This is a genomic window from Micromonospora sp. 15K316, assembly GCF_004348525.1.
Classification (GTDB): domain Bacteria; phylum Actinomycetota; class Actinomycetes; order Mycobacteriales; family Micromonosporaceae; genus Micromonospora.
Window position 1 is genome coordinate 39,120 of sequence record NZ_SMKG01000007.1, and the last position, 25,191, is coordinate 64,310.

The window sequence follows — 25,191 nt, forward strand, 5'->3', positions numbered from 1 at the left end:
TGGAGAGCGAACTGCGCAGCATCGGCGAGCTGGCCCGGGCCAGCGGGCTGACCGTCAGCGCCCTGCGGTTCTACGACTCGGCCGGAGTGCTGGTGCCGGCGCTGGTCGACCCGGTGACCGGCTACCGCTGGTACGCCGACGACCAGCTGGCACCGGCCCGGCTGGTGGCCGGACTGCGCCGGATCGGCATGCCGGTCGCCGAGATCGCCGCCGCGGTGCGGGCCGAACCGGCCGCCGTGCACCGGCTGCTCGACGTGCACCTGCGCCGGCTCGAGGACGGCCTCGCCGACGCCCGCCGCGAGCTCTCCCGGATCCGCGCCCTGGTCGGCCCCGAGAAGCCCGCCGGGACCGTCCGTATCGCGCTCTCCCGCGCCGAGCTGGCGTACGCCATCGACGCGGTCCGGTTCGCCGTCGGCACGGACCCGGAGCTGCCGGCGCTCACCGGCGTCCTGTTCGACGTGGCGCCGGACGGTCTCCGCCTGGTCACCACCGACCGGCACCGGTTGGCCCTGGCCCGGGCCGGCGCCACCCGGCCGGCCGGGCCGGCGGTGCGGGTTCTCGCCCCGGCCGGGTTCGTCGACGAGGTACGCGCCCTGCTCGACGGCGACGCCGCCCCGGAGGCCCGGCTGAGCGTCGCGGACGACACGATCACGGTCTCGGTCGCCGACCGCACGGTGACCGTCTCGCCGCTGCCGTACGACTTCCCGGACTACCGGCGGCTGCTCCGGGTGGCCGCCGGCGACGCGCCGGCGTACCGGATCCCGGTCGACGCGGTGGCGCTGCGGACCGCGCTGCGCCGACCCGGCGCGCCGACGATCGCCCGCGAGTACGACGGGGTGCCGATCGCGGTGAGCGTGCTCGGCGTCGACGACCGGGGTGGCCTGCGGGTGCTGGAACCGGAGGAGGCCGGCCCGGGCGACGGGCTCCGGTTCGGGGTGAACGGGGACTACCTGCTCGACGCGCTGGACGCCGCGGGCGGTCCGCAGCTGGTGCTGGAGCTGGACGGCCCGATCACCCCGCTGGCCGTACGCCGCCCCGACGACGATGCCGCCCTCTCGATCCTGATGCCGATCCGGCTCTGACCGCCCGCCCGCGAGGGGGTCACCGCGCTCCCCAGGCCGGGGTGCGACGGGCCGCGACGGTAGCATCTGGGGATCCACCCGACTCCCGGACGGAGGCGTACGGAGCAGCATGCTCGACATGGAGTTGATCCGGAAGGATCGCGAGGCGGTGGCGACCGCGCTGGCGAAGCGTCTGGATCCCGCCGAGGTCAACCGGGCGCTGGACGAGATCCAGCGGCTCGACCAGGAGCGCCGCGCCCTGATCGGCGAGATCGACGCCGACCGGCAGCGCCGCAAGGCGGAAGCGCGGGCCTACGCGGAGGCGAAGCGGGCCGGCCGCGAGCCGGAGGTCGTCGCGCCGGAGGCCGGTCGCAAGCAGCTCTCCGAGCTGGAGTCCGAGCTGGACGAGGTGCAGGGCCGGCTGCGCACCGCGATGAGCGAGCTGCCGAACCTGCCCGCCGACGAGGTACCGCCCGGTGGCAAGGAAGCCAACCGGGTCGTCAAGACCTTCGGTACGGCACCGGTGATCGAGAAGGTCCGCGACCATGTGGAGCTGTCCCGCATGCTCGGCCTGGTCGACCACGAGCGGGGCGTCAAGCTCGGCGGCTCCGGATTCTGGATGTACACCGGCATGGGCGCCCGCTTGGAGTGGGCGCTGCTGAACTTCCTCATCGACGAGAACGTCAAGGCCGGTTACGACTTCCTGCTGCCGCCGCACCTGCTGCTCGACACGGCCGGCTTCGCCGCCGGGCAGTTCCCGAAGTTCTACGACGACGTCTACCACCTCGATCGGGAGAGCGCCCCCCGGGGCCAGTTCCTGCTCCCCACCTCGGAGACGGCCATCCTCGGGGCGTACCAGGACGAGATCCTGGACACCACGACGCTGCCGTTGAAGCGGTTCGCGTACACGCCGTGCTACCGCCGGGAGGCGGCCGGCTCGCACTCCGACGAGCGCGGCACCGTGCGGGGTCACCAGTTCAATAAGGTGGAGATCTTCCAGTTCACGCTGCCCGAGCAGGCGGACGCGGCGCTGGAGGAGATGGTCACCCACGCCGAGAGCCTGGTCGAGAAGCTGGGGCTGCACTACCAGCGCAGCCTGCTGTCGGCCGGCGACGCCAGCGCGTCCATGCGCAAGACCCTCGACATCGAGGTGTGGATGCCGAGCATGGACAAGTACAAGGAGGTGTCGTCGGTCTCCTGGGCCGGCGACTACCAGGCGCGCCGGGCGGCGATCCGCTACCGCGAGCCGGGCGGCAAGCAGACCCGGTTCGTGCACACGCTCAACGGGTCGTCGCTGGCCACCAGCCGCCTCTTCCCGGCCATCCTCGAGCAGTTCCAGCAGCCCGACGGCTCGGTGCTGGTGCCCGAGGTGCTCCGCGACCGGCTGGGCGCCGACCGCCTCACGCCGGGTCGCTGACCGTTCTCCGCCGTCGGCGGGAGCCGGCACCACCGGTTCCCGCCGACGCGCCGGCCCCACCCCGGGCCGCGGCGGCTACGACTCGATCTTCGTCAGTCGCAGCGCCAGCTCGGGGCAGACCTTCACCGCCTTCGTGGCACCCTCCCGCAGCCAGGTCGGCACCGGCGTCGGGGGGAAGGCCGGGTAGCCGTTGGCGTCCAACCGGATGAAGTCCGGCACCACGTGTGCGCAGAGCCCGTGCCCGTCGCAGCGGGACCAGTCGAGGATCAGCTTCTGCGGGGCCGGGTCGGGCGCACCCGGTAGGCCCATCACACCCTTCACCCGCCGGCCGCACCCCTCACCGGCCGCGTGCAGCCGCAGGTCGTCGACGAAGACCTCGACCGCGGAGAGCGCGAAGCGGGCCGTACCGTCGGGGTGGCTGCACGCCCCCCGCCCCTTCACCTCGCCGGCGGCGGCCCGGACGACGTCGGCGGGCTGACTGCCGGCGACCGCGAGGTCCACCGCCCGGGCCAGGTCGGGCAGGCCCCGCTTGCACGGGCCGCACTGCCCCGCGGACTCTCCGGCCAGGTAGCGCACCACCTGGGCCGCCTCGCCGAGCGGGCAGGTGTCCGCGCCGAGCGGGATGATGATGCCGGCGCCGAGGGTCCCGCCGACCGCGGCGAGGCCCTTGCGCGAGATCTCCGCGCGGTCCGCCGCCTCCGCCGTGATCCACTTTCCGTGGTAGCCGCCGGTCAGGATGCCCACCCCGTCGGGCACCTCGCAGAGGTCGAGGATGTCCCGCAGCGGAGTGCCGACCGCGCACTCGACCACCGCCGGTCGGGCGGCCGCGCCGGTGACCGTGAGCAGCACGGTGCCGGGCTCGTCGTCGGTGCCGAGGGAGGCGTACTCGTACGGTCCGAGCCGGGCGGCGACGGCGAGTTGGGCGTACGTCTCCGCGTTGGAGAGCAGAGTCGGCAGCCCGTTCACCCCGGAGTCGCTGGAGCGCTTCTTGGTCCCCGGCGGGATGTGCGGCAGCCCGTTGATGCCGTTGACCAGCGCCCCACCCTCACCGCTGATGAACCGGTGCGGAACGGTGACGACGCTCGTGGGTACGGGCATCCGCCGCTCGGCCAGCGCCTCCAACAGCGAGCCGCGGCCCACCCCGTCGTCGGCGACGCCGAGCACGATCTCCTCGGCGTCCAGCGCGTACGCGGCCAGCGCCGCGCCGTCGAGGATGAGGTGCGGGGCCCGGGTGAGCAGCACCTTGTCCTTCCAGCTGGCCGGTTCCCCCTCGGTGGCGTTCACCACCACCACGGCGCCGAGGTCCTGCCGTTCGCAGGATTCGAGCACCGCACGCAGCTTGCGGGCGAACGGGAAACCGGCGCCGCCCTTGCCCTTGAGCTGGATCCCTTCGGCGAGCCGCAGCAGGCCCGCCGCCTCCAGCGGGCCGAGGAGCCCGTGCACCTCCTCGTGCGCGGCGTGATCGAGCCGACCGAACTCGGCGAAGCCCGCGGTCAGCCGTGGTTCGCCGACACAGGCCACCGGAGGCACTGTCGTCCGCATCACCTGGCCTCACCCCGCAGTCCGGCCCAGTACGCGCCGTCCACCGCCTCGGCGTTCGCGCGGCGGCGGCGACTCGCCCGGCCCTCGCCGGCCGCCCGCCGGGCCCGCCGGGACGCGAGGTCGACCAGGGTGGGGGTGTCGTCGATCGGCGCCTCCTCGGGCACGTACCGGGTCGGCGGCCGCCAGTAGTCGGGCTCCTCCGGCACGTCGTCCTCGGCGCTGTGCCGCCCGCCGCCACTCGTCGGCTGCGCGGAGACCGGCTCGGCGGAGAGGCGTTCGGCCGCCTCCCAGCGGCGCGGGCTGGTCCACGGCTCCTCCGGCTCGTCGACGCGGCGAGCGGGCACCGGGATCCGGGCGGCGGTATCGGACTCGTCGTGGTCGTCGAGGTCCCGGCGCGGCCCGGCCGATGCCGACACCCGGCCGGTCCGCTCCGGCTCCGCCGCGCGACGCCGCCGCGACCGGCGCGCCACCGGCGCCACCTCCTCGCCGCGCGAGCCTCGTCCCGCCGGCTCGAACTCCTCGTCCCGCGATCGGCGCGACGCGGGCTCGCCCCCCTCGGCGCGGTACCGCGCCGACCGCCGGGTCGGCTCCTCGTCCCGCCGACGGCCACGCGGTCGGGTCCGCTCGCCGGCGGCGGCCGGCTCGGGCACCACCGGCACGGCGAACCGGTCGGCGCCCCGGCGCGTGGACGGCACGGACATCTCGGCGGTGGCCTGCGCCCACTCTGCCTCGCGGCGCTGCCGGGCGGCCTCGGCGGCCCGCCGGGCCTCGCCGCGGCGGCCGAGGCCGAGCACGGGCCGGCGCCCCTCCTCCACGGGCCGGCCGGCGAGGGCCTTGTTCCTCGCGGCGGCCTGGTTCTGCTCCCGGCTGCGCCGCCCCAGCGTCACGGAGAGGCGGACGAGCAGCGCCATCACCACCAGCAGCACGCAGGCGAGGTAGCTCAGCGTCACCCACGGCTTGGCCGCGCGGCCGGCGTTGAGGCCGTGCACCAGGGCGAACGGCCAGGAGGCGTACGCCAACGAGTGCAGCGCCCGCCACAACCACTTCGGACCGACGTTGGCGAAGCGGGCCCGGATGACGCCTGTCCAGAGCACCGCCACCATCAGCAGCGCGGCGACCGTGCCGAGCCCCACGTAGAGCCCGGCGCCGGAGACGAACGGCACCACCGCGTCGGTGCTCGCGGCCCGGCCGGTGGCGATCTTGGTCAGCACGTGGAGGCCGAGGCCGGCGACGCCGAGGACGCCGGTGGCCCGGTGCGCGGACTGCAGCAGCACCCGGTGCCGGATCAGCAGGACCAGCCGGTCGGTGGCGAGCAGGCCCAGCATCACGGTGAGGCTGAGCGCGACGAGGGTCACCACCCCGGCGAAGAACTCGGTGAAGAAGAAGCCGTAGGCGTACGCCCGCTGGCCGGCGCCGGTGAGCATCACCGCCGCCCAGAGCGCCGCGAGGGTGGAGACGATCAGTACGGTCATCGCGGACCCGGACGAGACGCGCACGCCCCGGCTGCTGGTGCTGGTCCGGACGGCCGTCGCCCTCTGCTTCTGCTTGACCCGGGCCATCTGCTCCTCGATCGTCCCACGGCGGCGGACCGCCGGCCGGCTGCACTCCGCCATCGAGTACGGATCGACGAGGCGGCCGGATCACCGCCGCCGGAGAAATTTCCCGCCGGATCGAACCGGCGAGCGGGATCACGCGTGCGCCGCCGGCCGAGCCGGTACATAGGAAGCGTCCCGACGGGGAGTATCGGCTGTTTTGGCGTTATTCGACCCACTGGGGCGTTGGACCCTCGTACAGTGATTTCGTGCCGTTTGACGGAATGAAATCGCCCGGACGTCGGGGCTGGATCGCCGCCGGTGTCGGCGTACCGGCACTGCTCGTCACCGCGCTGCTCACCGGCCTGGCGCTGACCCCCGGTACGGAACCGGTGGCCAACCGGGCCGCCCCCGTCACCGTGCCGACGCCGAGCGAGGTCGACCAGAGCCCCGAGGAGAGCGTGCTCCCCGCCGCGCCGGCTCCGCCCGGCCTGCCGGTGGTGACGTACGACCCCGCACCGGGCGGGTTCCCGGCCGACCCGGCCACCATGGACACCACACCGCTCACCGAGGGGTTGCACCCCACCCGGAAGATCGCCGCGTACGACGCGCCCGGCGGCCGACCGCTCGCGTTCCTCGCTCCCACCATCAACGGCGTCGAGGTGACCATGCCGATCGCCGACCGGCGGTCGGGGTGGACGGCTGTCCTGCTCCCCTCGGCCAACCGGACGCTCGCCTGGCTCCCACCCGGTGGGTACACGGTCGTCCCGCTGCGGGACCAGATCGTGGTGGAGCGTCGCGTGCACCGGCTCACCTGGTACCGGGCCGGCAAGGCGGTACGCACCTGGGAAGTCAGCCTCGGCCAGCGTGGGCAGGAGACGCCGCTCGGCCGCACCTTCATCCTCGGTCGCACCCCGCCCCCGGAGGACGTGTACGGCGGCGTCGACATCTACGCCCTCGGCTCGATCCCCGACGACCTGGACGCGGTCCCGGCCGGCCTGCGTGGCGCGCACATCGGCGTGCACACCTGGTACCACGACGGCGAGCTGGGCGAGAACACCACCAACGGGTGCATCCGGCTCACCCGCAGCGGCCAGCGCGAGCTGCTCGCCGAGGTACGCCCGGGCAGCAGCGTGGTGGTGGTCGAGGAGCTGCCCACCCCACCGCCGACCGCGTGAGCCGGACGCCGGCCCGGCATCCGCCCACCACCTGACCCGGCGGCCGCCGGGGGCGCGGGCCTCGACCGGTCCCGCCTCACTCGCCGAGCAGCCAGCCGTTCTGCTCCGCGATGCGGACCGCCTCGGCCCGGTTCCGGGCGCCGGTCTTGCCGATGGCCGCCGAGAGGTGGTTGCGTACCGTCCCCTCGGACAGGTGCAGCGCGGCGGCGAGGTCCGCCACCGTCCCACCGTCCCGCGCCGCCCGCAGCACGCCGGTCTCCCGGTCGGTGAGCGGGCTCGCCCCGGTGGCCAGCGTCTCCGCCGCCAGCGTCGGATCGACCACCCGCAGCCCGGCGTGCACCCGGCGGACCGCCTCGGCGAGCTGGCGCGCCGGGGTGTCCTTGACCACGAAGCCGTTCGCGCCGGCCTCCATGGCCCGGCGCAGGTAGCCGGGTCGGCCGAAGGTCGTCACCACCAGCACCCGGCAGCTCGGCAGCGCCGCCCGCAGCGCCGCGGTCGCGGCGATCCCGTCCAGCCCGGGCATCTCCACGTCGAGCAGCGCCACGTCCGGGCCGGTCCGCAGCGCCTCGCGAACCACCTCGTCGCCCCGCCCGACCTCGGCCACCACTGTCAGGTCCGGTTCGAGGGAGAGCAGCGCCGCCAGCGCGCCCCGGACCAGCGCCTGGTCGTCGGCGAGCAGCAGCTTGATCGGCTCGGTCACCGGGCGGCCCCCGGCAGGTCGACCCGGAGCACGAACCCGCGCCCCGGCGGGCGACGGCCGACGCTCACCGTCGCGTCGAGCCGTTGGGCCCGCTCCCGCAGCCCGACCAGGCCGTGCCCGGCCGCCGCGGGCTCCGACGTCGGTCCGCGGCCGTCGTCACTGATCTCCACCGCGTCCGGGCCGACCCGGATCACGCAGTGGCGCGCCCCGCTGTGCCGCACCACGTTCGTCACCCCTTCCCGTACCGCCCAGCCGAAGAGCTGGTCCCGCTCGGCCGGCAACTCCGGCAGCTCGGCCGGCAGGTCGGCCGCGATGCCCGCGGCGGTCAGCGCCGACCGGGCGCCCGCCACCTCGTCGGCCAGCCGTACGCCCCGGTACGCCCCGACGGTCCGCCGTACGTCGGCCAGCGCGGCCCGGGCCAGCTGCTCCACCTCGGCGATCTCCGCCGCCGCCCGGGGCGGGTCCACCTCCACCAGGCGCCCGGCCAACTCGGCCTTGATGGCGACCACGGTGAGCGAGTGCCCGAGGATGTCGTGCAGGTCCCGCGCGGTCCGGGCCCGCTCCTCGGCGACCGCCAGGCGGCTGATCTCCTGCTGCGCCGCCCGGAGCTCGCCGTTGCGCTGCGCCAGCGCGGCCACGCCGAACATGGCGAACGAGGCGAGCAGCACGGCGAAGAAGACGCCGCTCACCCCCGACCAGCCGGGCACCAGGTAGCCCGCCACCACCGGTGTGAGCGCGGCGAGCACCACGACGACCAGCGCCCACACCCCGGGGAGCAGGAAGACCGCGCCCGTGGCCACGAAGACGAGCGTGGTCATCCAGTCCGCGCCGGTGCCGGGGCTGCCGGCCAGGCCGAGGGCGAGCAGCCCCAGCAGCAGGGCCGCGGCCCGGCCCCGCGGGATCGGCCGGGCCGTCTGCCGGTGCGCCCGGGCCCACTCGAAGAGCAGCACGTACGCCACGCCGAAGGCGGCCAGCGAGCCGATCCCGAGCCACCTGCGCCAGGGCTCGGTCTGCGCCAGGGCGGTGCCCAGCGGCACGTTGAGGAAGAAGAGCCAGACCGCGGCGAGCAACCAGCCGGTGAGCCGCCACATGCGACTCCCCGGCTGGCGCCGACCCGTCGACACGTCCATCGCGTCCACGCTATCGGTCGGTTCCCGGTCAGACCCGTGCGGTGTCCCGGCGGAACAGCCGGGTCGCGCCGAGCGCGAAGAGGACCGTCCAGACGACCAGGTTCGCCAGCGCGGCGACGCTCACCCCGTCGCCGGTCAGCGGGGCGCGGGCGATCTCGCCGACGCCGTACACCGGGGTGAACCGGGCGACGTCCCGCAGCACGTCGGGCAGCACGTCGAGCGGGACGAAGAGCCCGCCGAACATCGCCAGCACGGCGAGGATCGGGCCGATGAACTGCATGACGTTCTCCGCCGGGAAGAGGTAGCCGACGAAGAGGCCGAAGGCGGCGAAGACCAGCGAACCGAGCCACGCCCCGAGACCTGTCGAGAGCCAGACGTCGGCGGGCAGCCGTACGCCGGTCGCGGCGCCGACGGCGAACTCGACGCAGACCGCGATCAGGCCGAGGACCATCGCGGTGACGGCCTTGATCGCGACGTACGCGGCGGGGCGCAGCGGGGTGAGCCGCAGCTGCCGGCTCCAGCCCAGCGCCCGCTCGGTGGCGACCGCGGCGCCGATGCTGGTGGTGGCGACCATGGCGGCGTAGACGGCCAGGCTGACCATGATGTACGCGGTCACCGCGCGGCCGTTGGGGAGCTGCTGCCCCCGCTGCGGCAGGCCGAAGATGAGGAAGAAGACCGCCGGCATGATCAGGGTGAACGCGAGGGTGCGGCGGTTGCGAAGCACCCGGCGCAGCTCGATGCCGAGCACGGCCGGGGAGAACCCGCCCAGCGCGGGGGGCCGCCGGTCGGGCGCGACGCGGTCGGTGGTGGGGACGCTCAGCGAGGTGGTCATCGTCAGGCTCCGGCGTGGTCGGTGGTGAGGGCGAGGAAGGCGTCTTCGAGGTTGCGGGAGGTGATCTCCACGTCCCGGGCCGCGGTCCGGGTGAGCAGGTGCCGGGCGACCAGGTCGGAGTCGGCGGTACGCACGAGCACGCTGTCGCCGCGCACCTCCACCGCGTCGACGCCGGGGAGCGCGGCGAGCGCGGCCTGGTCGGCGCCGGGGAGGGTGGCCCGGACGAGCCGGCCGGCGGCCAGGTTCTTGATCTCGGCGGTGGTGCCGTCGGCCACGATCCGCCCCTGCCGGACGAGCACGATCCGGTCGGCGTACGCGTCGGCCTCGTCGAGGTAGTGGGTGGCGAAGATGACGGTCCGTCCGGACCGGGCGTCACGCCGCAGCGCCTGCCAGAACTCGCGCCGCCCCTCGACGTCCATCCCGGTGGTCGGCTCGTCGAGCACCATCAGGTCCGGGTCGGGCAGCAGGGCGAGGGCGAAGCGGAGTCGCTGCTGCTGGCCGCCGGAGCACTTGCCCACCACCCGGTCGGCGATGCCGGTGATCCCGGCCCGATCCAGCACCTCCTCGGCGGGGCGGCTGTGCCGGTAGAGGTTGGCGGTCAGCCGTACCGTCTCGCCGACGGTCAGGTCCTTGAGCAGACCGCCGGTCTGCAGCACCGCGGCGACCCGGCCGCGCGCCACCGCGTCCGCCGGGTCGCCGCCGAGGATGCGGACCGAGCCGGCGTCCGCGCGGGCCAGGCCGAGCAGCATGTCGATGGTGGTGGTCTTGCCGGCGCCGTTCGGGCCGAGGAAGGCGACCACCTCGCCGGGCTCCACCCGCAGGCTCAGCCCGTCGACTGCGGTGACCGCGCCGAAGGTCTTGGTGAGGCCGCTCAGCTCCACGGCCGGTTGCGTGCTCGTCATGGCAATCATGCTCGTGCGCCGCGGCGCTTCGCACCCCGAGCGCCCGTCACGTTCCCACCGTGACATTTGTCAGGGGCGGGGGCGGTGGTGCGCCCCCGCCCGGTGAGTCAGTGCTGTCCCGGTTCCGGTTCGCGGGCACGCCGGGGCAGCAGGAACGCGGCGATGACGGTGCCGGCGAGCAGCGCCGCCTCGAGCCAGAGCGTGGCCCGGACCGCCGAGCCGGCTCCGTCGTCGGAGAACCGGGCGAAGAAGACGGTGCCGAGCACCGCCACGCCCAGCGCGCCGCCGAGTTGCTGGACGGCGGTGAGCGTGCCCGAGGCCGAACCGGTCTCGGCCGGCTCCACTCCGGAGAGCACGATGTCGAAGAACGGGGCCATCACCAGGCCCATCCCGAACCCGACCACCAGCAGCGCGGGCACCAGCCGCCACGGCGTGACCTCCCCGCCGGCGAGTCGCAGGGTCAGCAGCATCCCGCCGACGCCGGCCAGCACCACGAGCAGTCCGGCGTGGATGAGCGTCCGGCCCAGCCGCTGGGCCAGGCCGACACCGGCGATCACGAAGGCCGCCACCATGCCGAGTGCCTGCGGTACGCCGGCCAGCCCGGCCTTCAGCGGCGAGTACCCGAGGCCGAGCTGGAGGTAGAGGCTGAACACCAGCGAGAACCCGGTGAGCGCGGTGAAGAACGCCAGCCCGGCGACGAGACCACCGCTGAACGCGCGACGGCGGAAGAGCGCCGGCACCACGAGGGGATCGCGGCCGGCGCGCTGCCGGCGTACCTCGTGACGGGCGAAGACGGCGAAGACGGCGACGGCGGCCACGAGCATCGCGTACATCCAGCCCGGCCAGCCCTGCTCGCGGCCCTGCACCAGCGGGTAGACCAGGAGCACCGCGCCGAGCGCGACCAGGCCGACGCCCGGCAGGTCGAGCCGGGAGGCGTGGGCGGGGCGGGACTCCGGCAGGAAGCGCAGCGCGCCGAGCGTCGCGAGCAGGCCGAGCGGCAGGTTGATCAGGAAGATGGCCCGCCAGCCGGTGCCCCAGAGGTCGGCGTCGACCAGCCATCCCGCGAGGATCGGGCCGCCGACCGCGGAGATCCCCATGACCGGGCCGAACGCGCCGAACGCGGCGGCCAGCTCCCGGGGCGGGAAGACCTCCTTGATGATGCCGAGGCCCTGCGGGAGCAGGACCGCGCCGAAGAGCCCCTGCGCGACCCGGGAGGCGACCAGCATTCCGGGCGCGACGGAGACGGCGCAGAGCGCCGAGGCGACGGTGAAGCCCAGCACCCCGATCAGGAACATCCGGCGCCGGCCGTAGAGGTCGCCCAGCCGCCCGCCGGTGATCAGGCCGATCGCCATGGCGAGCGTGTAGCCGGCGCCGAGCCACTGGATCAGGCTCGCCGAGCCGCCCAGGTCGGCGCGGATGGCGGGACCGGCGAGGTTGGTGACGAGCACGTCGAGGAGGTCCATGACCTCCGCGGCGAGGATGACGGCGAGGGCGAACCAGCGCCAACGGTACGGCCGGGGCTCGGCTGCGGACGGCGGCGCGTCACCCGCCGGCCCGACGGTGACCTGGGACATCAGAACTCCTTGAAACCGATGAGCGAACGCTGTTCGTTAACGAACACTGTTCTAACAGCGAACACGGTTCTCCGGCAAGTACGATGTCGGGGTCCCGATCCGGAGGTGACCGTGAGCGACCTGCCCGACCCGCCGTGGCGTACCCCCGCCCGCAGCCGCCCGACGCGCCGGCCGCTGAGCCGGCAGGTCGTGGTGGATGCCGCCCTGGCCCTCCTCGGCCGGGAGGGACTGGGCGCACTGAGCATGCGACGGGTCGCGCAGGAGCTGGGCACCGGTCCGGCCTCTCTCTACGCGCACGTCTCCGGCAAGGAGGAGCTGCTGGAGCTGCTGCTGGATCGGGTCAGCGCCGCCATCACCGTCCCCGAACCGGACCCGCAGCGCTGGGCCGACCAGATCAAGGAGGTGGCCTGGCAGGCGTACCGCGTCTACGCGGCCCACACCAACCTGGCGCTCGCCTCCCTGGCCACCATCCCCACCGGGCCGAACGCGCTGCGGGTCACCGAGGGGATGCTGGCCATCCTGCTCGCGGGCGGGGTACCGCCCCAGCCGGCGGCCTGGTTCCTGGACCGGCTCTTCCTCTACATCGCCGGGGACGCCTACGAGGGGGCGCTCTTCGGCGAGAAGGTCCGCGCCTCCGGCAAGGACCTCGACGGTTACTGGACCGGGCTGCTCGGGCAGCTCCGCGAGTACTACCTCAGCCTGCCGGCCGACCGCTTCCCCCACACGCTCGCCCACCTCGACGAGCTGATGGCCGGCGGCGGGGACGAGCGGTTCAAGTTCGGCCTCGACCTGCTGGTGCAGGGCGTCGCCCAGTACGCCGCTCCCCGCTGAGCGCGGGCTGCGGGCTGCGGGCTGCGGGCTGCGGGCTGCGGGCTGCGGGCTGCGGGCTGCGGGCTGGAAGGATTCCGGCCGCGCCAACCGGGTAACCGCCGGGGTCCGCACGTCGCGACCGGGGAGGGACGCCGATGGGCAGCACGCCGCAGGGGAACGTGGACAGCGTCGTACTCATCCACGGACTGTGGATGACTCCGCGGAGCTGGGAACAGTGGATCGACCGCTACCAGGCACGCGGCCTGCGGGTGCTCGCCCCCGCCTGGCCCGGTATGGAGGGCGAGGTCGAACAGCTGCGCGACGACCCCACGCCGATCGCGGGGCAGCGGATCGCCGACATCGTCGACCACTACGAGCAGATCATCCGGGCGCTCCCCCGACCGCCGATCATCATGGGGCACTCGTTCGGCGGGCTCATCACCCAGCTCCTCGTCGACCGGGGCCTCGGCGCGGCCGGGGTGGGCATCCACCCCGTAGCCGTCAAGGGCGTGGCCAAACTGCCGCTGAGCACCCTGCGCTCCGGCTTCTCGATCCTGCGCAACCCGGCGAACCGGCATCGGGCCGTCCCGTTCACCCAGGACGACTTCCACTACGCGTTCGGCAACACCATGAACCGCGCCGACTCCGACCGCGCCTGGCAGCGCTACGCCGTCCCCGGCGCCGGGCACGTGCTCTTCGAGAGCGCGTTCGCCAACCTGGACCCGCACTCGGCCGCCGAGGTGGACACCCGCCGCGACGACCGCGCCCCACTGCTGCTGATCGCCGGGGGCGCCGATCACGTCATCCCGCCGGGGGTCGTCCGCAGCAACGCCGCGCTCTACACGAAGTCCCGGGCGTTGACCGCGTACCACCCGTTCCCCGGGCGGTCCCACTTCACCGTGGGCGAGCAGGGCTGGGAGGAGGTCGCCGACTTCGCGCTGAACTGGGCGCTGGACGCGGCCGCCATGCCCCGCGCGGCGACGATCGCGAGCGAGAGCCCGCGCCGCTGACTCCGGCCCGGCTCTGACCGACTGTCACCGCCGCCTCGGCCGCCGGGAGCACTCGCCGTCGTGGTCGGGCCAGAGCAGGCAGCGCCGGCCGCCGGGCAGGAGCCGATCGCAAAAAACCCGGTGGCGTACGTTCTGGTCGTCCTCGGCCGACACACTCGTGCCGCCGGGGTCGAGCTGCGTCAGGGCGTGCGCCCAGTGCGCCACCACCCGGGCGAGCCGCCGGGCGGAGTTCAGGTCGTCGGCGACTGCCGGCAGGTGAATGACCCAACGCTCGCTCATCGGCCCCGCCCCTGCTCACCACGGGCGCGGGCCAGCTCGGACTGCCAGCGGCGCAGCGCATCCTTGATCCGTTCGGTCTCCCGCCTGCTCCGAGGCGTTGAAGGCACAACTGCCGCGTCCGGCGAAGGAAACGCATCGTCCCGGCCGCACCCTTCAGGTCCTCCCTTTCGGCGCCGGCGAATACGGCTCGATGGGCAGCGCCTTCAGCCTGCTGACCTTCCCGGAGCCGCCGACCGGACGGGGTGCGGTGAACGAGAACAGCCTGGCCCGCATGACGTGGCGGAAGAGCACCCGCACGCAACCACTGACCGGCCGCGGGAGGGGATGCCGGCCGACGGCCGGCCACGGCATCCCCTCGTCGTCCACGCTCCCGGCCCTCCGGTGAGCCCAGCCGGGTCGGGTCAGGTCTGCGGCGGCAGGTCCGGGCCGGTCGTGCCGAGCTGCTCGCGCGCGATGACCTGCGGCACAGGCCAGGTGATCCCGGCGGGCGGCCACTGCTGCCCGGTCTTGGCCAGGAAGTCCGCCGGCGGCTCGTAGATCGGCGGCTGGGTGCCGTCCGGCACCATGCTGGTCCAGGTCACCCCGGCCGTACGATCCGCGAACTCCTGCTTCATCGCGGCCAGCCGCTCCGGCTGGGTGATCAGATCAACCGCCGTGGCGGAGAGGTACCTTGCGGCGGAGAGCAGCGCCTGGTGGCCGATGTTGCCGGCCGCACCCGCGGTGACCGCCCAGTTGTGGTTCGGCACGCCGGCCGGGAAGGTCGTGATCAGCGCGGTGATGGTCGGCGTATGCCAACTGACGTCGGCCGAGTCCGTGGAGGGGCCACCGAGGTAGGTCGGTGCCGGCGGGGTCAGCGGCACCACGGTGCTGGGCAGGCCGACCTCGGGCTTGCCGAGCGCCTTCTGCAGCGACTTGGCGAACTGCTGGTCTGCGTCGGTGAAGGCGGGTGCGCCGATCTTCTGCATGTTGTCGTAGAGCAGTTCGGCACCGGCCCGGTTGCCCAGCGAGTTCCAGGTGCCCGCGTTGAACCGGAAAGAGAGCTTTGTCTGGCTGGCTTGGGCCGCGGCCTTGGCGCACTCGACGATCTTGTCGTAGAGCACCTTCACCCGGGCCGGGCTGCCCTCACGGACGAAGTACCAGATCGAGCACATGTCCGGCGTGACGTTGGGCGCGCCACCTCCGTTGATGATCGCGTAGTGGAACCGGCCCGACGGAGCGACGTTCTTCTCCCGCAGGTACTCCGTCATGGTCGCCATCAGTAACGCGCCATCCAGGCCGCTCTTGTTACCCAGCGGCGTGCCGCCGTGCCCGGCCGCCCCCAGGAACGTGAAGGTGGCCGAGGCGAGCGCCGCGGTGGTGCCCCAGTTCGCCAGGGTGGCGGAGAACGGGTGCCAGTCGAGGTAGGCGTCGAGGCCGTCGTACACCCCGGCCTTGACCGCGTACGGCTTGCCGACCAGCTGTTCCTCGCCGGTCGAGCCGAAAAGCTTCACCGTGGCTCGCAGCCCGTGCTGTCGGATCGCCTTGCTGACGGCGATCGCCGCGCCGGTCGCCCCGGCGCCGAGCGCGTTGTGCGCGTCACCGTGCCCCGCCCCGTACGTCGGCCCGTACGCGTCGTAGTTATAGACGAGCGGGTCGTGCGTAACCGCCCCACTCTTCTGCGACAGGCCGGGCAGCGCGTCGTACTCGGCGTTGAAGCCGAGGACCGGGCCGCCGGAGCCGTACGTGGCCACGAAGGCGGCCGGGAAACCGGCCGAACCCCACTCGATGGTGAAACCGTGGCTGCGCAGCAGCTCGGCGTGGGCCAGGGACGACCGCCACTCGCGCAGCGACAGCTCGGCGTGCCGCCAGACCTGGTCGCCCAGCCCGGTGATGGCGCTCGCGTTCCGGCCGATCCAGCCGAGTGCGGTGCTCTTCGCCGGGTTGTCCTGCGCCAGCCCGGACGGCGCACGGTAGGTCGTCGGGTCGAAGCCGACGCTTTCGTCGTAGCCGATCGTCGCGCCGAGCACCGGGTCGGCCGCCAACATCGTCGCCGCGCTCGCACCCGCGCCGAGCCCGAAGAGTTTCATCAACCGACGCCGGTTCATCTCGTATTCGGTACTCACGTCACCTTTCCTCTCGTGCGTCCCGCGCGATCTTCCTACTCCACATTGGACGCTCGGAGAGAGCAAAGGTGATCGAGCTTACCCAAGCACTCCATACCCCAGCAGCCTCTATCGGATCAGTCAGCGGAGCACCGACGGGAGCAGGCACCCCGCACCGGCGTCGGCCAGTCAGAACGTTCGCGCAGCACCTGGACGCGGTCACACCGCCCAGTCGGTGACTCTCGCCCCTGGCATGGCCGGACGCTGCACGGGTATCACCCGCTCATGAGGGCGAGTTTTCGGCTCGGGCGGGTCGCGGGCGTACCGGTCGGGGTCAACTGGAGCGTCCTGGTCATCTTCGCGTTGATCTGGTGGGGGCTGGCCGCGAGCCAGTTCCCCCGCTCCTACCCGGACCGGCCGGTGATCCTGTACGTGCTGGCCGGGCTGATCGCGGCGGTGGTCTTCTTCGTCGGGCTGCTGGCCCACGAGGTCTCCCACGCGATCGTGGCCAAGCGCAACGGGCTGGAGGTCGGCGGCATCACGCTGTGGCTCTTCGGCGGGGTGGCCGAGCTGCACGGTGAGGCCAAGGACCCGGGTGCGGAGCTGCGCATCTCCGGCATCGGCCCGCTGGTGAGCTTCTGCATCGGGGTCGTCTTCGGCGCGTTCGCCATCATCCTCGCCCAGGTCGGGTACCGCGGGCTCGCACTCGGGGTGCTGGCCTGGCTGGCCGGCATCAACATCCTGCTGGCGGTCTTCAACGTGCTGCCGGCCGCCCCGCTCGACGGCGGACGGCTGCTGCGCGCGGGGGTGTGGCGGTGGACCGGGGACCGGACGAAGGCCACGGTGGTGGCCGCCCGTGCCGGTTGGGCGCTCGGCGCGGTGCTCATCGCCCTCGGCATCTGGCAGTTCCTGGCCGGTGTCGGGTTCGGTGGGCTCTGGCTGGCGCTGATCGGCTGGTTCCTGATCGGCGCCGCCGCCATGGAGGAGCGGCAGGCCCGGATGGGCAGCGCCCTGCAGGGCGTCCGGGTGGGCGACGTGATGACGGCGCAGCCGCAGACCGCATCGGCCGACATGACTGTCGCCGACTTCGTCGACAGGTACCTCTTCGCGTACCGGCACTCGGCGCTGCCGCTCACCGAGGACGGGGGGCGGCCGATCGGCCTGGTCACCCTCGACCGGGTACGCGGGATCCCGCCGGAGCGCCGGTCGGCGACCACGCTGGCCGAGGTGGCGTGCCGGGAGGAGCAGCTGGTGCTCGCCAATCCGGACGAGCAGCTGAACGAGCTGCTCCCCCGGCTCAACGAGTGCGCGGACGGCCGCGCGCTGGTGGTGACCGGCGGTCAGCTGGTCGGCATCGTCTCGCCGAGCGACATCAGCCGGGCGGTGCAGCGGGGCAGCCTCCGGGACCAGATGGCCGGCGAGCGCCGCTGATCCCGGCCGGCCGCCCGGCCGCCCGATACGGGCGATCAGCGCGGGAAGTAGCGGTCGAGCTCTTCGGTGCGGAACACGCCCCGCGGATCCAGGCGCGTCAGCAGGGCGGCGAAGTCGGCGTACCGGGGGTAGACGGCGGCCACCCGGGACGGGTCGATCCCGAACATCTTGCCCCAGTGCGGGCGCGGCAGCATCGGCGCGAGCCGCTCCTCGACGGCGGCCACCACGGGCATCACGGCGGCGGCATCGTCGATCCAGGTGAAGTGCACCGCGAGGCTGTCCCGCTCGTGGTTCGGGCTGAGCCAGAGTCGATCGGCGGCCACCGTACGCAGCTCGCAGATCTGCAGCACCGGCGCGATCAGGTGCGCGATGGGGTCGAGCGCGGCGAGCGCCTCGGCCGCCGCCGAGCGGGGCACGTGGTACTCCGACTGCAGCTCGTCGCCGCTGCTCGGAGTGAAACCGAGCCGGAAGTGCGGCAGTCGCTCGTGCCACGGCCCGGGCACGCCCAGCTGCGGGGTGCAGTTGCGCGCCGGCATACCGGGCACCGGGTGCTGCGGCGCGTCGGTCGCCGTCGTACCGAGCCAGTCGGGCGGCGGAGCGACCTCATCGGCGCGCTGTTTGCGCCACACCTGGTTGATCCGGGGCGAGCGCCAGTCGGTGAAGAGACTGACGCTGTACGCCGAGCCGAGCGCCTCGCCCACGTGCTCGCGCGGCAGGTCCAACCGGACGTACTGCCGCACCTCGAAGGTGGGCAGCAGATCGAGGGTGACCCGGGTGACGACGCCGAGCGCGCCGAGGCCGACCACCATGCCGGCGAAGACGTCCCGGTCGGTGTCGCGGTCCACCCGGAGCAGGTCGCCGTCGGCGGTGACTAGCTCCAGCGCGGCGACGGAGGTGCCCAGGTTGCCGTTGCCCACGCCGGAGCCGTGGGTGCCGGTGGCGATCGCCCCGGCGACCGAGATGTGCGGCAGGGAGGCGAGGTTGGGCAGCGCGTACCCCTCGGCGTGCAGCCGGGTGGCCACGTCCCCGTAGCGCAGCGCGGCGGCGACCGTGACCTGCCGGCGGTCCCTGTCGATGCTGATCTCCGGAGGGAGCCCGGCCAGGCTCACGAGGTCACCCGCAGTGTCGCCGAACCGGTTGAAGGAGTGCCCGGTGCCGACCACCCGGAGCCGCTCGGCGCCGGCGACCAGCCGGCGCAGCTGGTCGAGGCCGGTCGGCCGGTGGAACCGTCGCGCCGAGTAGCGCACGTTCCCCGCCCAGTTCCGGCGCGGCACGTCGGCCCCCGCGGCGGTGGGCACGGAGTCGGTCACTTCGTCGGCGGTGGTCACGCGGCGGTCTCCCGGTCGGTCAGCGGTTTCTCGGTCCACCTGATCACCCGCCGCGGTCCCGGCCGCCGTACGGTCAGCCCCTCCGGGCGGATGCCGAACCGGAACGGCCGGACCCCGCCGAGCAGCACCACGCCACCCAGCACGATGGCGCCGGTCGCGACGAGGTCGCGCAGCAACGCGCCCTCGCTGGGCACCACCAGCAGGGCCACGCCCACCAGCACGCAGACCACGGGTAGCACGAGCGATCCTCGGTTCCGCCGCAGTTCCACGCCCTTCCCCCGTTCTGACCATGGGCGTCGGTGTGCGCATCCTCCGACAGCCCGGGACCGGCGGGCACCGGTCATTCGGACACGATTGGCACCGGCGCCTCGGGGAACCCTACGCCCATGAGAAGTCACCTCGACCCGGCCCCGAGCGGGGACGTCCTGCACCGGCCGGGGCGGGCCGCCCTGGTCACCCGCGATGCGGCCGCGGCACGCCCGGACGCCTCGTCGCCCGGGCCCCGCCCGACGCCGGCGCCGCCACCCGCGCCGACGCCGGTGCCGACACCCGGCCCGCCGCCCCGGCGGAACAGGTCGGCGAACGAGCGTCAGACCTTCGGCATCACCTCGGCCGCGACCAGTTCGAGGTGGTCGAGGTCGGCGAGGTCGAGCACCTGGAGGTAGATCCGCTCGGCGCCGATCTCGGCGTACCGGCCGATCTTGTCGACGACCTCGGCGGGCGTGCCGGCCAGGCCGTTGGCACGCAACTCCTCGGGCTCCCGGCCGATCGCCGCCGCCCGGCGGGCCACCTCGGCGTCGTCGCGCCCGCAGCAGAGCACCAGCGCGTTCGACCAGGACAGCTCGGCCGGGTCGCGTCCGATCTCGGCGCACGCCGCCCGTACCCGGTCGAACTGGGCCGCGGAGTCCGTCACCGAGGCGAACGGCAGGTTGAACTCGTCGGCGTACCGGGCGGTGAGCTGCGGGGTGCGCTTGCGGCCCATTCCGCCGATCAGGACCGGCGGGCGTGGGGTCTGCACCGGCTTCGGCAGCGCGGGCGAATCGGCCACCGGGTAGTAGCGGCCGTCGTAGCTGAACCTCTCGCCGCGCGGCGTCGTCCAGAGACCGGTGATGACGGCGAGCTGCTCCTCCAGCCGGTCGAACCGCTCGGCGAGCGACGGGAACGGGATGCCGTACGCGGTGTGCTCCTCGGCGAACCAGCCGGTACCGATGCCCAGCTCGACCCGGCCGCCGCTCATCTGGTCGACCTGCGCCACGGTGATCGCCAGCGGCCCGGGCAGCCGGAAGGTGGCGGCGGTCATCAGCGTGCCGAGCCGGATCCGGCTGGTCTCCCGAGCGAGCCCGGCGAGCGTGGTCCACGCGTCGGTGGGGCCGGGCTCACCGCTCGCGTCGCCCATCATGAGGTAGTGGTCGGAGCGGAAGAACGCGCCGTAGCCGGCGTCCTCCGCGCAGCGGGCCACGGCGAGCAACTGGTCGTAGCTGGCACCCTGCTGGGGCTCGGTGAAGATCCGCAGTTCCATGCCCCGAGCATATGGAGCGGTTCCGGGCCGCGCCCGCCCGACCGGCACGATCAACGGGGCGTCGATGCGGGCGCCGACCGCCCGGGACGCCGGGCGGGTGGCCCGGCGTCCCGGCCACGGTCAGACGTACGGGCGGGTGGCGTAGGCGGCCTTGAGCGCCGACAGGCCCGTCGCCTTCGGGGAGAGCGTGCCCCAGCCGGAGTTGAAGTAGTTCGTCCGCACGATCCGCGGTCCGCGCTCGGCGTTGAGCTTGGCGATCGCCGCCGGCACGGTGGCGATCCAGGCGGCCTGGTTCGGGATCTCGGCGACCCGCACACCCCACTCGGCGATGATCACCGGGCGGGAGAGCGCGACCGGGCCGAGGTCGGCGACGGCCCAGTCCTTCGTACGCCGGAAGCGGTCGAGAGCGGTGTGGGTGGGGCTGGTCGCGTACACGTTCCACTGCAGGTAGTCCAGGCGCGCCATCAGCGACTCCGGGTGGGTGCGCCGGTAGCAGGCCCGGTCGAAGCCGCCCACCCCGACGGAGAACGTGCTGCCGGCCGGCAGCGTCCGTGCCTTGAACCAGTTCACGATGTAGGTCACCGCCTGCACCGCCCGGGCGTCCGACTCGGCCCAGGTGTAGGCCTTGCCCGCTTCGCTGGTGCCGAACTCGTGATCGGTGTCCAGCTCGGAGGCGAGCTGGATGTTCACCGGGAACCCCAGGGTGCGGTACTGGGACAGGGCTCGGGCGAAGAGCCCGTCGCACTGCCCGGCGAGCACCTGGCCGTAGCCGTACGCCTTGGGCCAGGTCGTCCCCGGGCGTTGCTGGATGGTCATCGCGGGCGCCGGGACCGTGTAGGAGGTGCCGTCCACGGTGAAAGTCTGCGGTCCGGCGTTCGGCGCGCCGTAGTGCTTCAACTCCAGGACCATGTTGATCTGGATGCCCGCCTTGCCGAGAGCGGTCAGCCACGGTCGCTGGTAGCCGGGGAAGACGTAGCCGTCGGCGAAGCTGCGGTACTGGGTGAGCGAGCGGAAGTTGCCGCCCGCCATGTCGGCCGTCGGGTCGGCGCCGCCGGAGAGGTAGTAGCCGCCGAGGACCGGCCGGGCGATGGTGTAGTCGGCGGCGGCGGTGGCGGTACGTCCGCCGGAGTCGCGCACAGTGACGGTCACCCGGGGCATCACGCCACCGCCCGGTAGACGGCCACCGCGCCGTTGTCCGACAACCGGGTCCAGGTGCGGCCGGAGTCGTCGGTGACGGTGACGGTGAGCGGATCGATGACCGCGGCGACGCGGATCGGCGCGCTGCTGTTGCCCGCTGCGTCGGTGACCACGATCGTGAGGGTCAGCGGTCTGGTGTCGGCGTCGCCGTAGGTGACGGTGAGGTTCATCTGGTCACCGGGTGAGTAGGTCGACGCGTTCAGGGATGCGGACGCGGTGGGAGCGGCCATGCCGGCCCCTCCTTCCTTCTTCGACGCCGGAGCGGTTCGGGACCGGTCCGGCGGGCTGTCGTCGGTTGCGGCAACGACCGGGGCCGCCGGGCGCGTCGGTGCTCCCGGTCCCCGGGTGAGCGGTCGCGTCGTCGGTTCGCGCCGAGGCGTGCGGCGCTGCGCCGGTCTCGGATCGCGGTGGCCCGTTCGGGTCGAGCGGCGGCACGACGCGCCCGACGTACGGCGGCGAGGGTGTGGCGACGTCGGTGTCGGAGGTGGCGGTCCCGGGCGCCCGGGACGATCTCCACGGTCGCGACCTCGTCGATGCGTACGGGCCGGCGCTGCGCTACGCCGGCGCCGCCGCGGCGGCGGGCCGGACCCGGTGATCACGGCACCGGCGGGACGCTGCTGTCGCCACCGGGCCGGAGGAATCGGATGTGGCCCGCCATCCGTACGCCTCTCACCTGCTACAACAGTGCGACGTGAAGGCCCCCGGCGTCCTGTCAGCTATCGGACAGCACCCCTCGCGTTCCCCGGAGGAGCCGGTTGCGGCTCGATCCACGAGGCGGCCGGGTCGCCCGACGTACGTGGACGCCGAGGTTTAACCGGCGGGCACTCGGGCAAGCGCCACCGGCCGGTCAGGCCGCCGTGGTACCCGATGGAGGAGCGTGGCACGGAGATGCCCACCCCACTTTCCTGTCTCTGGTGCGGTTCGGTCGAGGCGAGAGTGACAATCGGACGGCCGGTCCCGGAGGTCTTCCACTTCTACCGCGACCTGGAGAACCTGCCTCGGTTCCTGGGCGATGTCATGGCCGTGCGACGGACCGACCCGACCACGTACCGGTGGACGATCGAGGGCCCACTCGGCATCCGGTTGACGTCGGCGATCACGGTGACCGAGGAGCGTACGAACGAGCTGATCCGCTACGAGAGCGCCGGTCCGCCCGGACTGAGGGCGCGCTGGACCGTTCGCTTCGCTGACGCTCCGACCGGGACGGACGTACAGCAGCTGCTCGCGATGCCCTTGGGCAGACTGGGCCGCACCGCGCTGACCCTCATCGGCAAGCCGCCCGCCGCGGAGGTCGAGGCCAACCTCCGCCGGCTGAAGCAGCTCCTCGAAACGGGGAAGGTGACGGAGACCGAGCACGCGGTCGCCGGCAAGTTCGACCTCTCCGCATCACCGTCGAGGCACGACCGTCCCCGCTGACGCCGCCACCGGCGGCGCGTCGACGACTTCTCATCGGTCTGTCCGATGCTCCTCGGCCTGTCCGAGCCGTGCGGAACCGCGCGCCTCGGGGCCACCGCCTTAACCGAATCCGATGATTTCTTTAACTACGCCACTGGCTTCCGAGATCTACGGTCGGACGGCCCTTCGGACGATGGGCAGAAGCCCAGGAGGTATCCAGTGGTCAGACGACATCTCGCACGGCTCACCGTCGCGTTCACGGGGGTGATCGCGCTACTGGTCGCGGCACCCACCGCGGCCTTCGCCACTCCGGGCAACGACGACTTCGCGGGCGCTCTCCCTGTCGAGGCGCTGCCGTACTCGAACGTCCAGGATCTCCGCACGGCAACCGCGCAGGACGGTGAGCCGACGTCCTGCTTCAGCTCCACCCGCACCGTGTGGTACTCGTACACACCCACGACCACCCGCATCCTCACGGGCGAGACCGGCCCGGGTTATCCCGGAATCGCGATCTACACGGGTAGCTCGCTGGACAGCCTCTCCGAGGTGTCCTGCCAGCCGCCGCACGGCTACACCCCGGTCACCTTCGAGGCGCAGGCGGGCACCACCTATCTGTTCCGGATCGGGGCGGACTTCGCCGAGCAGGTCACCTTCCGACTGGACGTCGCGCCGCCTCCGGTGGTGGACTTCTACGCCGCCGGGGTCGACCACAACACGTTCGACACCATCCCCTTCTGGCCCTCGGTGAACGACCCGGCCGGCCTGGGCATCGCCCGCTACACCTGGGACTTCGGTGACGGGACGACGTCGGACACGCTCTACCCCAACCATCGGTTCACCGCCGACGGCGACTACACCGTGACGCTGACGGCGTGGACGGTCGACGGCCGGTCGAACTCCGTCTCGCATGCCATCACGATCCGCACTCACGACGTGTCGATCGTCCGCCTCTCCGTGCCCTCGACCGCCCGCGCCGGGCAGACCGTCGGCATCACCGTCAACGTTCAGAACATCCGCTACGACGAGAACGTGCAGGTTCGTCTCTACCGCGGCAGCCCCGACGGCTACGAGTACGTCGGGGACGTCACGCAGCCCGTCCCGGCGAGGACGGTGGGCCGGACGACGGCCTTCCCGTTCACGTACACCGTCGCCGCGGACGACCGGACTGCCGGCAAGGTCACCTTCCAGGCGGTGGCTGAGGTGGTGCAGAACCGGGACGCGCTTCCGGCGGACAACGAACTGCTCTCGACCCCGGTGCGGGTCAGGTGAGACAACGGCGCCCTCCGGACTCGAGATCCGGAGGGCGCCGTTCGCGGTGTCACGCGCGTTCGGCCTCGGCCGGTCACGCCGCCTCGGCGAGCCACTCCTCCAGCTCGGCCACGTACTGCGGCGCGTACTCGGGGGTCCAGCGCAGGAAGTAGACGGCCATCGACAGCGCGTGCACCGCGTGCGCGAGCCGTACCCGCGCCTCCCAGTCGTCCGGCAGCGGGCACACCTCGTCGTACGCGTCGAGGAATTCCCGACGCCCCTGCGGATACCCGTCGAAGACGTGCTCGTCGAGCTTGCCGAAGTCGAGGAATCGGTCCGCGTAGAGCCCGTGCTCGAAGTCGAGCAGGCAGGCGATCCGCCCGTCGCGCAGGACGACGTTCTGCCGCCACAGGTCGCCGTGCGTCAACGCCGGTACGCCGTTCGGGGGCACGGTGTCGACGGCGCGGTGCAGGGCCGGGGCGAGGCCGTCTCGCCCGGCCGAGGTGATGTCCTCGGGCGCCTCCGCGAGCCGCGCGTCGACGAGGGCGTGCAGGAAGGTGCGGACGTCCGGGTGCTTCTGTACGCCGAGCACGTCGCCGAACCAGGGGCCGGAGCCGGAGTGGAGCCGCCCCACGAGCTCGCCCAGCGCCGCGGCGAAGCTCAGTCGCTGGGCGGGGTTCATCCCCTCCCACAGCTCGTCGGCGGGCGTGCCGTCCTGGTACTCCTGCACCAGCAGTGGCGCGTCGAGGAGTCCGCTCCTGGGCAGGAAGGCACGGAACCGCACCACGGGGATGCCGCCCTCCGCGGCCCGGCGGGTGGTGGCGATCAACCGCCGCAGGTGTTCGGGGTCAGCGTTCCGCACCGGCGTCTTGATCAGCAACGGGCCCTCGTCCGTGTCGGCGACCCACTGCCTGCTGGTGTAGCCGGCGTCGAGCCGGCGGACGCTCGCGACTCCGATGCCGGGGCACGCCTCGGCCAGTGCGCCGCGTACGACGTCGAGCCCGCCCGTCTCCCCCGTCACTGTC

The 25,191-nt window shown here is 73.3% G+C and carries 24 protein-coding genes and 1 pseudogene; 9 read left to right on the forward strand and 16 right to left on the reverse strand.

Going from position 1 to position 25,191, the window contains the following annotated elements; genetic code table 11:
• Positions 1 to 11 precede the first annotated feature (11 nt).
• Together E1211_RS03505 and serS are read left to right on the forward strand one after the other, a co-directional pair.
• Positions 12 to 1,082 carry a MerR family DNA-binding transcriptional regulator gene (locus E1211_RS03505; RefSeq protein ID WP_132345375.1) on the forward strand — a complete coding sequence of 357 codons (1,071 nt, stop codon included), beginning with the start codon at positions 12 to 14 and terminating at the stop codon, positions 1,080 to 1,082.
• 109 nt (positions 1,083 to 1,191) lie between these two features.
• The gene (gene serS, locus E1211_RS03510) at positions 1,192 to 2,478 is read left to right on the forward strand and encodes a serine--tRNA ligase (RefSeq protein ID WP_132345307.1); all 1,287 of its coding nucleotides are present in this window, start codon (positions 1,192 to 1,194) and stop codon (positions 2,476 to 2,478) included.
• A 75-nt stretch (positions 2,479 to 2,553) separates the two neighbouring features.
• Here the strand turns inward: serS and E1211_RS03515 are convergent, their stop codons facing one another.
• Positions 2,554 to 4,023 (reverse strand): NADH-quinone oxidoreductase subunit NuoF family protein, encoded by a 1,470-nt coding sequence (locus E1211_RS03515; RefSeq protein ID WP_132345309.1) that lies wholly within the window; start codon positions 4,021 to 4,023, stop codon positions 2,554 to 2,556.
• Positions 4,020 to 5,633 carry a ferric reductase-like transmembrane domain-containing protein gene (locus tag E1211_RS03520; protein WP_243709318.1) on the reverse strand — a complete coding sequence of 538 codons (1,614 nt, stop codon included), beginning with the start codon at positions 5,631 to 5,633 and terminating at the stop codon, positions 4,020 to 4,022. The genes E1211_RS03515 and E1211_RS03520 overlap by 4 nt, the downstream gene beginning before the upstream one ends.
• 188 nt (positions 5,634 to 5,821) lie before the next feature.
• Between E1211_RS03520 and E1211_RS03525 the strand changes: the two genes are divergently transcribed.
• Entirely contained in the window at positions 5,822 to 6,730 is a 909-nt protein-coding gene (locus E1211_RS03525; protein ID WP_243709319.1) for a L,D-transpeptidase, read from the forward strand.
• A 76-nt stretch (positions 6,731 to 6,806) separates the two neighbouring features.
• Here the strand turns inward: E1211_RS03525 and E1211_RS03530 are convergent, their stop codons facing one another.
• From E1211_RS03530 to E1211_RS03550, 5 genes are all read right to left on the reverse strand, one after another.
• On the reverse strand, positions 6,807 to 7,430 hold the full coding sequence (locus E1211_RS03530) for a response regulator transcription factor (protein WP_132345311.1): 624 nt from the start codon (positions 7,428 to 7,430) through the stop codon (positions 6,807 to 6,809).
• A complete protein-coding gene (locus E1211_RS03535) occupies positions 7,427 to 8,560 on the reverse strand; it encodes a sensor histidine kinase (protein ID WP_132345313.1) in 1,134 nt (377 codons plus the stop codon). The genes E1211_RS03530 and E1211_RS03535 overlap by 4 nt, the downstream gene beginning before the upstream one ends.
• A 28-nt stretch (positions 8,561 to 8,588) precedes the next feature.
• A complete protein-coding gene (locus tag E1211_RS03540) occupies positions 8,589 to 9,392 on the reverse strand; it encodes an ABC transporter permease (protein WP_132345315.1) in 804 nt (267 codons plus the stop codon).
• 2 nt (positions 9,393 to 9,394) lie between these two features.
• A complete protein-coding gene (locus E1211_RS03545; protein WP_132345318.1) occupies positions 9,395 to 10,294 on the reverse strand; it encodes an ABC transporter ATP-binding protein in 900 nt (299 codons plus the stop codon).
• Between the two features lie 107 nt (positions 10,295 to 10,401).
• The gene (locus tag E1211_RS03550) at positions 10,402 to 11,868 is read right to left on the reverse strand and encodes an MFS transporter (RefSeq protein WP_132345320.1); all 1,467 of its coding nucleotides are present in this window, start codon (positions 11,866 to 11,868) and stop codon (positions 10,402 to 10,404) included.
• 111 nt (positions 11,869 to 11,979) lie between these two features.
• On the opposite strand from E1211_RS03550, the gene E1211_RS03555 reads away from it, so the two are divergent.
• A complete protein-coding gene (locus tag E1211_RS03555) occupies positions 11,980 to 12,699 on the forward strand; it encodes a TetR/AcrR family transcriptional regulator (protein ID WP_132345322.1) in 720 nt (239 codons plus the stop codon).
• Positions 12,700 to 12,833: 134 nt separating this feature from the next.
• The gene (locus E1211_RS03560) at positions 12,834 to 13,688 is read left to right on the forward strand and encodes an alpha/beta hydrolase (RefSeq protein ID WP_132345324.1); all 855 of its coding nucleotides are present in this window, start codon (positions 12,834 to 12,836) and stop codon (positions 13,686 to 13,688) included.
• A 24-nt stretch (positions 13,689 to 13,712) separates the two neighbouring features.
• Here the strand turns inward: E1211_RS03560 and E1211_RS03565 are convergent, their stop codons facing one another.
• Positions 13,713 to 13,967, reverse strand: coding sequence for a hypothetical protein (locus tag E1211_RS03565; RefSeq protein WP_132345326.1), 255 nt, complete (start codon positions 13,965 to 13,967; stop codon positions 13,713 to 13,715).
• Positions 13,964 to 14,059 (reverse strand): annotated as a pseudogene (locus tag E1211_RS33840) (DivIVA domain-containing protein); the annotation flags it as partial. The pseudogene E1211_RS33840 and the gene E1211_RS03565, both read right to left, overlap by 4 nt.
• Positions 14,060 to 14,064: 5 nt before the next feature.
• Between E1211_RS33840 and E1211_RS33195 the strand changes: the two are divergent.
• A complete protein-coding gene (locus E1211_RS33195) occupies positions 14,065 to 14,352 on the forward strand; it encodes a Scr1 family TA system antitoxin-like transcriptional regulator (protein WP_243709320.1) in 288 nt (95 codons plus the stop codon).
• Positions 14,353 to 14,368: 16 nt separating this feature from the next.
• Here the strand turns inward: E1211_RS33195 and E1211_RS03575 are convergent, their stop codons facing one another.
• The gene (locus tag E1211_RS03575; RefSeq protein WP_207915219.1) at positions 14,369 to 16,069 is read right to left on the reverse strand and encodes an amidohydrolase; all 1,701 of its coding nucleotides are present in this window, start codon (positions 16,067 to 16,069) and stop codon (positions 14,369 to 14,371) included.
• Between the two features lie 264 nt (positions 16,070 to 16,333).
• On the opposite strand from E1211_RS03575, the gene E1211_RS03580 reads away from it, so the two are divergent.
• Entirely contained in the window at positions 16,334 to 17,479 is a 1,146-nt protein-coding gene (locus E1211_RS03580; protein ID WP_132345328.1) for a site-2 protease family protein, read from the forward strand.
• Positions 17,480 to 17,514: 35 nt separating this feature from the next.
• Here the strand turns inward: E1211_RS03580 and E1211_RS03585 are convergent, their stop codons facing one another.
• The 5 genes from E1211_RS03585 to E1211_RS03610 all read right to left on the reverse strand — a co-directional run bounded on the left by E1211_RS03585 (position 17,515) and on the right by E1211_RS03610 (position 21,753).
• Positions 17,515 to 18,753: an FAD-binding protein gene (locus E1211_RS03585; RefSeq protein WP_132345383.1), complete on the reverse strand. Its 1,239-nt coding sequence runs from the start codon at positions 18,751 to 18,753 to the stop codon at positions 17,515 to 17,517.
• A gap of 50 nt (positions 18,754 to 18,803) precedes the next feature.
• Positions 18,804 to 19,046, reverse strand: coding sequence for a hypothetical protein (locus E1211_RS03590; protein ID WP_132345330.1), 243 nt, complete (start codon positions 19,044 to 19,046; stop codon positions 18,804 to 18,806).
• A gap of 350 nt (positions 19,047 to 19,396) precedes the next feature.
• Positions 19,397 to 20,326, reverse strand: a complete 930-nt coding sequence (locus tag E1211_RS03600; protein WP_132345334.1) for an LLM class F420-dependent oxidoreductase — start codon at positions 20,324 to 20,326, stop codon at positions 19,397 to 19,399.
• 120 nt (positions 20,327 to 20,446) lie between these two features.
• The gene (locus E1211_RS03605) at positions 20,447 to 21,484 is read right to left on the reverse strand and encodes a hypothetical protein (RefSeq protein WP_132345335.1); all 1,038 of its coding nucleotides are present in this window, start codon (positions 21,482 to 21,484) and stop codon (positions 20,447 to 20,449) included.
• On the reverse strand, positions 21,484 to 21,753 hold the full coding sequence (locus E1211_RS03610) for a hypothetical protein (RefSeq protein WP_132345337.1): 270 nt from the start codon (positions 21,751 to 21,753) through the stop codon (positions 21,484 to 21,486). Before E1211_RS03610 ends, E1211_RS03605 begins: the two co-directional genes overlap by 1 nt.
• Before the next feature lie 658 nt (positions 21,754 to 22,411).
• Between E1211_RS03610 and E1211_RS03615 the strand changes: the two genes are divergently transcribed.
• Together E1211_RS03615 and E1211_RS03620 are read left to right on the forward strand one after the other, a co-directional pair.
• Positions 22,412 to 22,939 carry an SRPBCC family protein gene (locus tag E1211_RS03615; RefSeq protein ID WP_256371305.1) on the forward strand — a complete coding sequence of 176 codons (528 nt, stop codon included), beginning with the start codon at positions 22,412 to 22,414 and terminating at the stop codon, positions 22,937 to 22,939.
• A gap of 198 nt (positions 22,940 to 23,137) precedes the next feature.
• Entirely contained in the window at positions 23,138 to 24,187 is a 1,050-nt protein-coding gene (locus tag E1211_RS03620; protein ID WP_207915221.1) for a PKD domain-containing protein, read from the forward strand.
• A gap of 73 nt (positions 24,188 to 24,260) precedes the next feature.
• On the opposite strand, the gene E1211_RS03625 is transcribed toward E1211_RS03620, so the two are convergent.
• A complete protein-coding gene (locus E1211_RS03625; RefSeq protein WP_165947157.1) occupies positions 24,261 to 25,187 on the reverse strand; it encodes a phosphotransferase family protein in 927 nt (308 codons plus the stop codon).
• Positions 25,188 to 25,191: the final 4 nt, after the last annotated feature.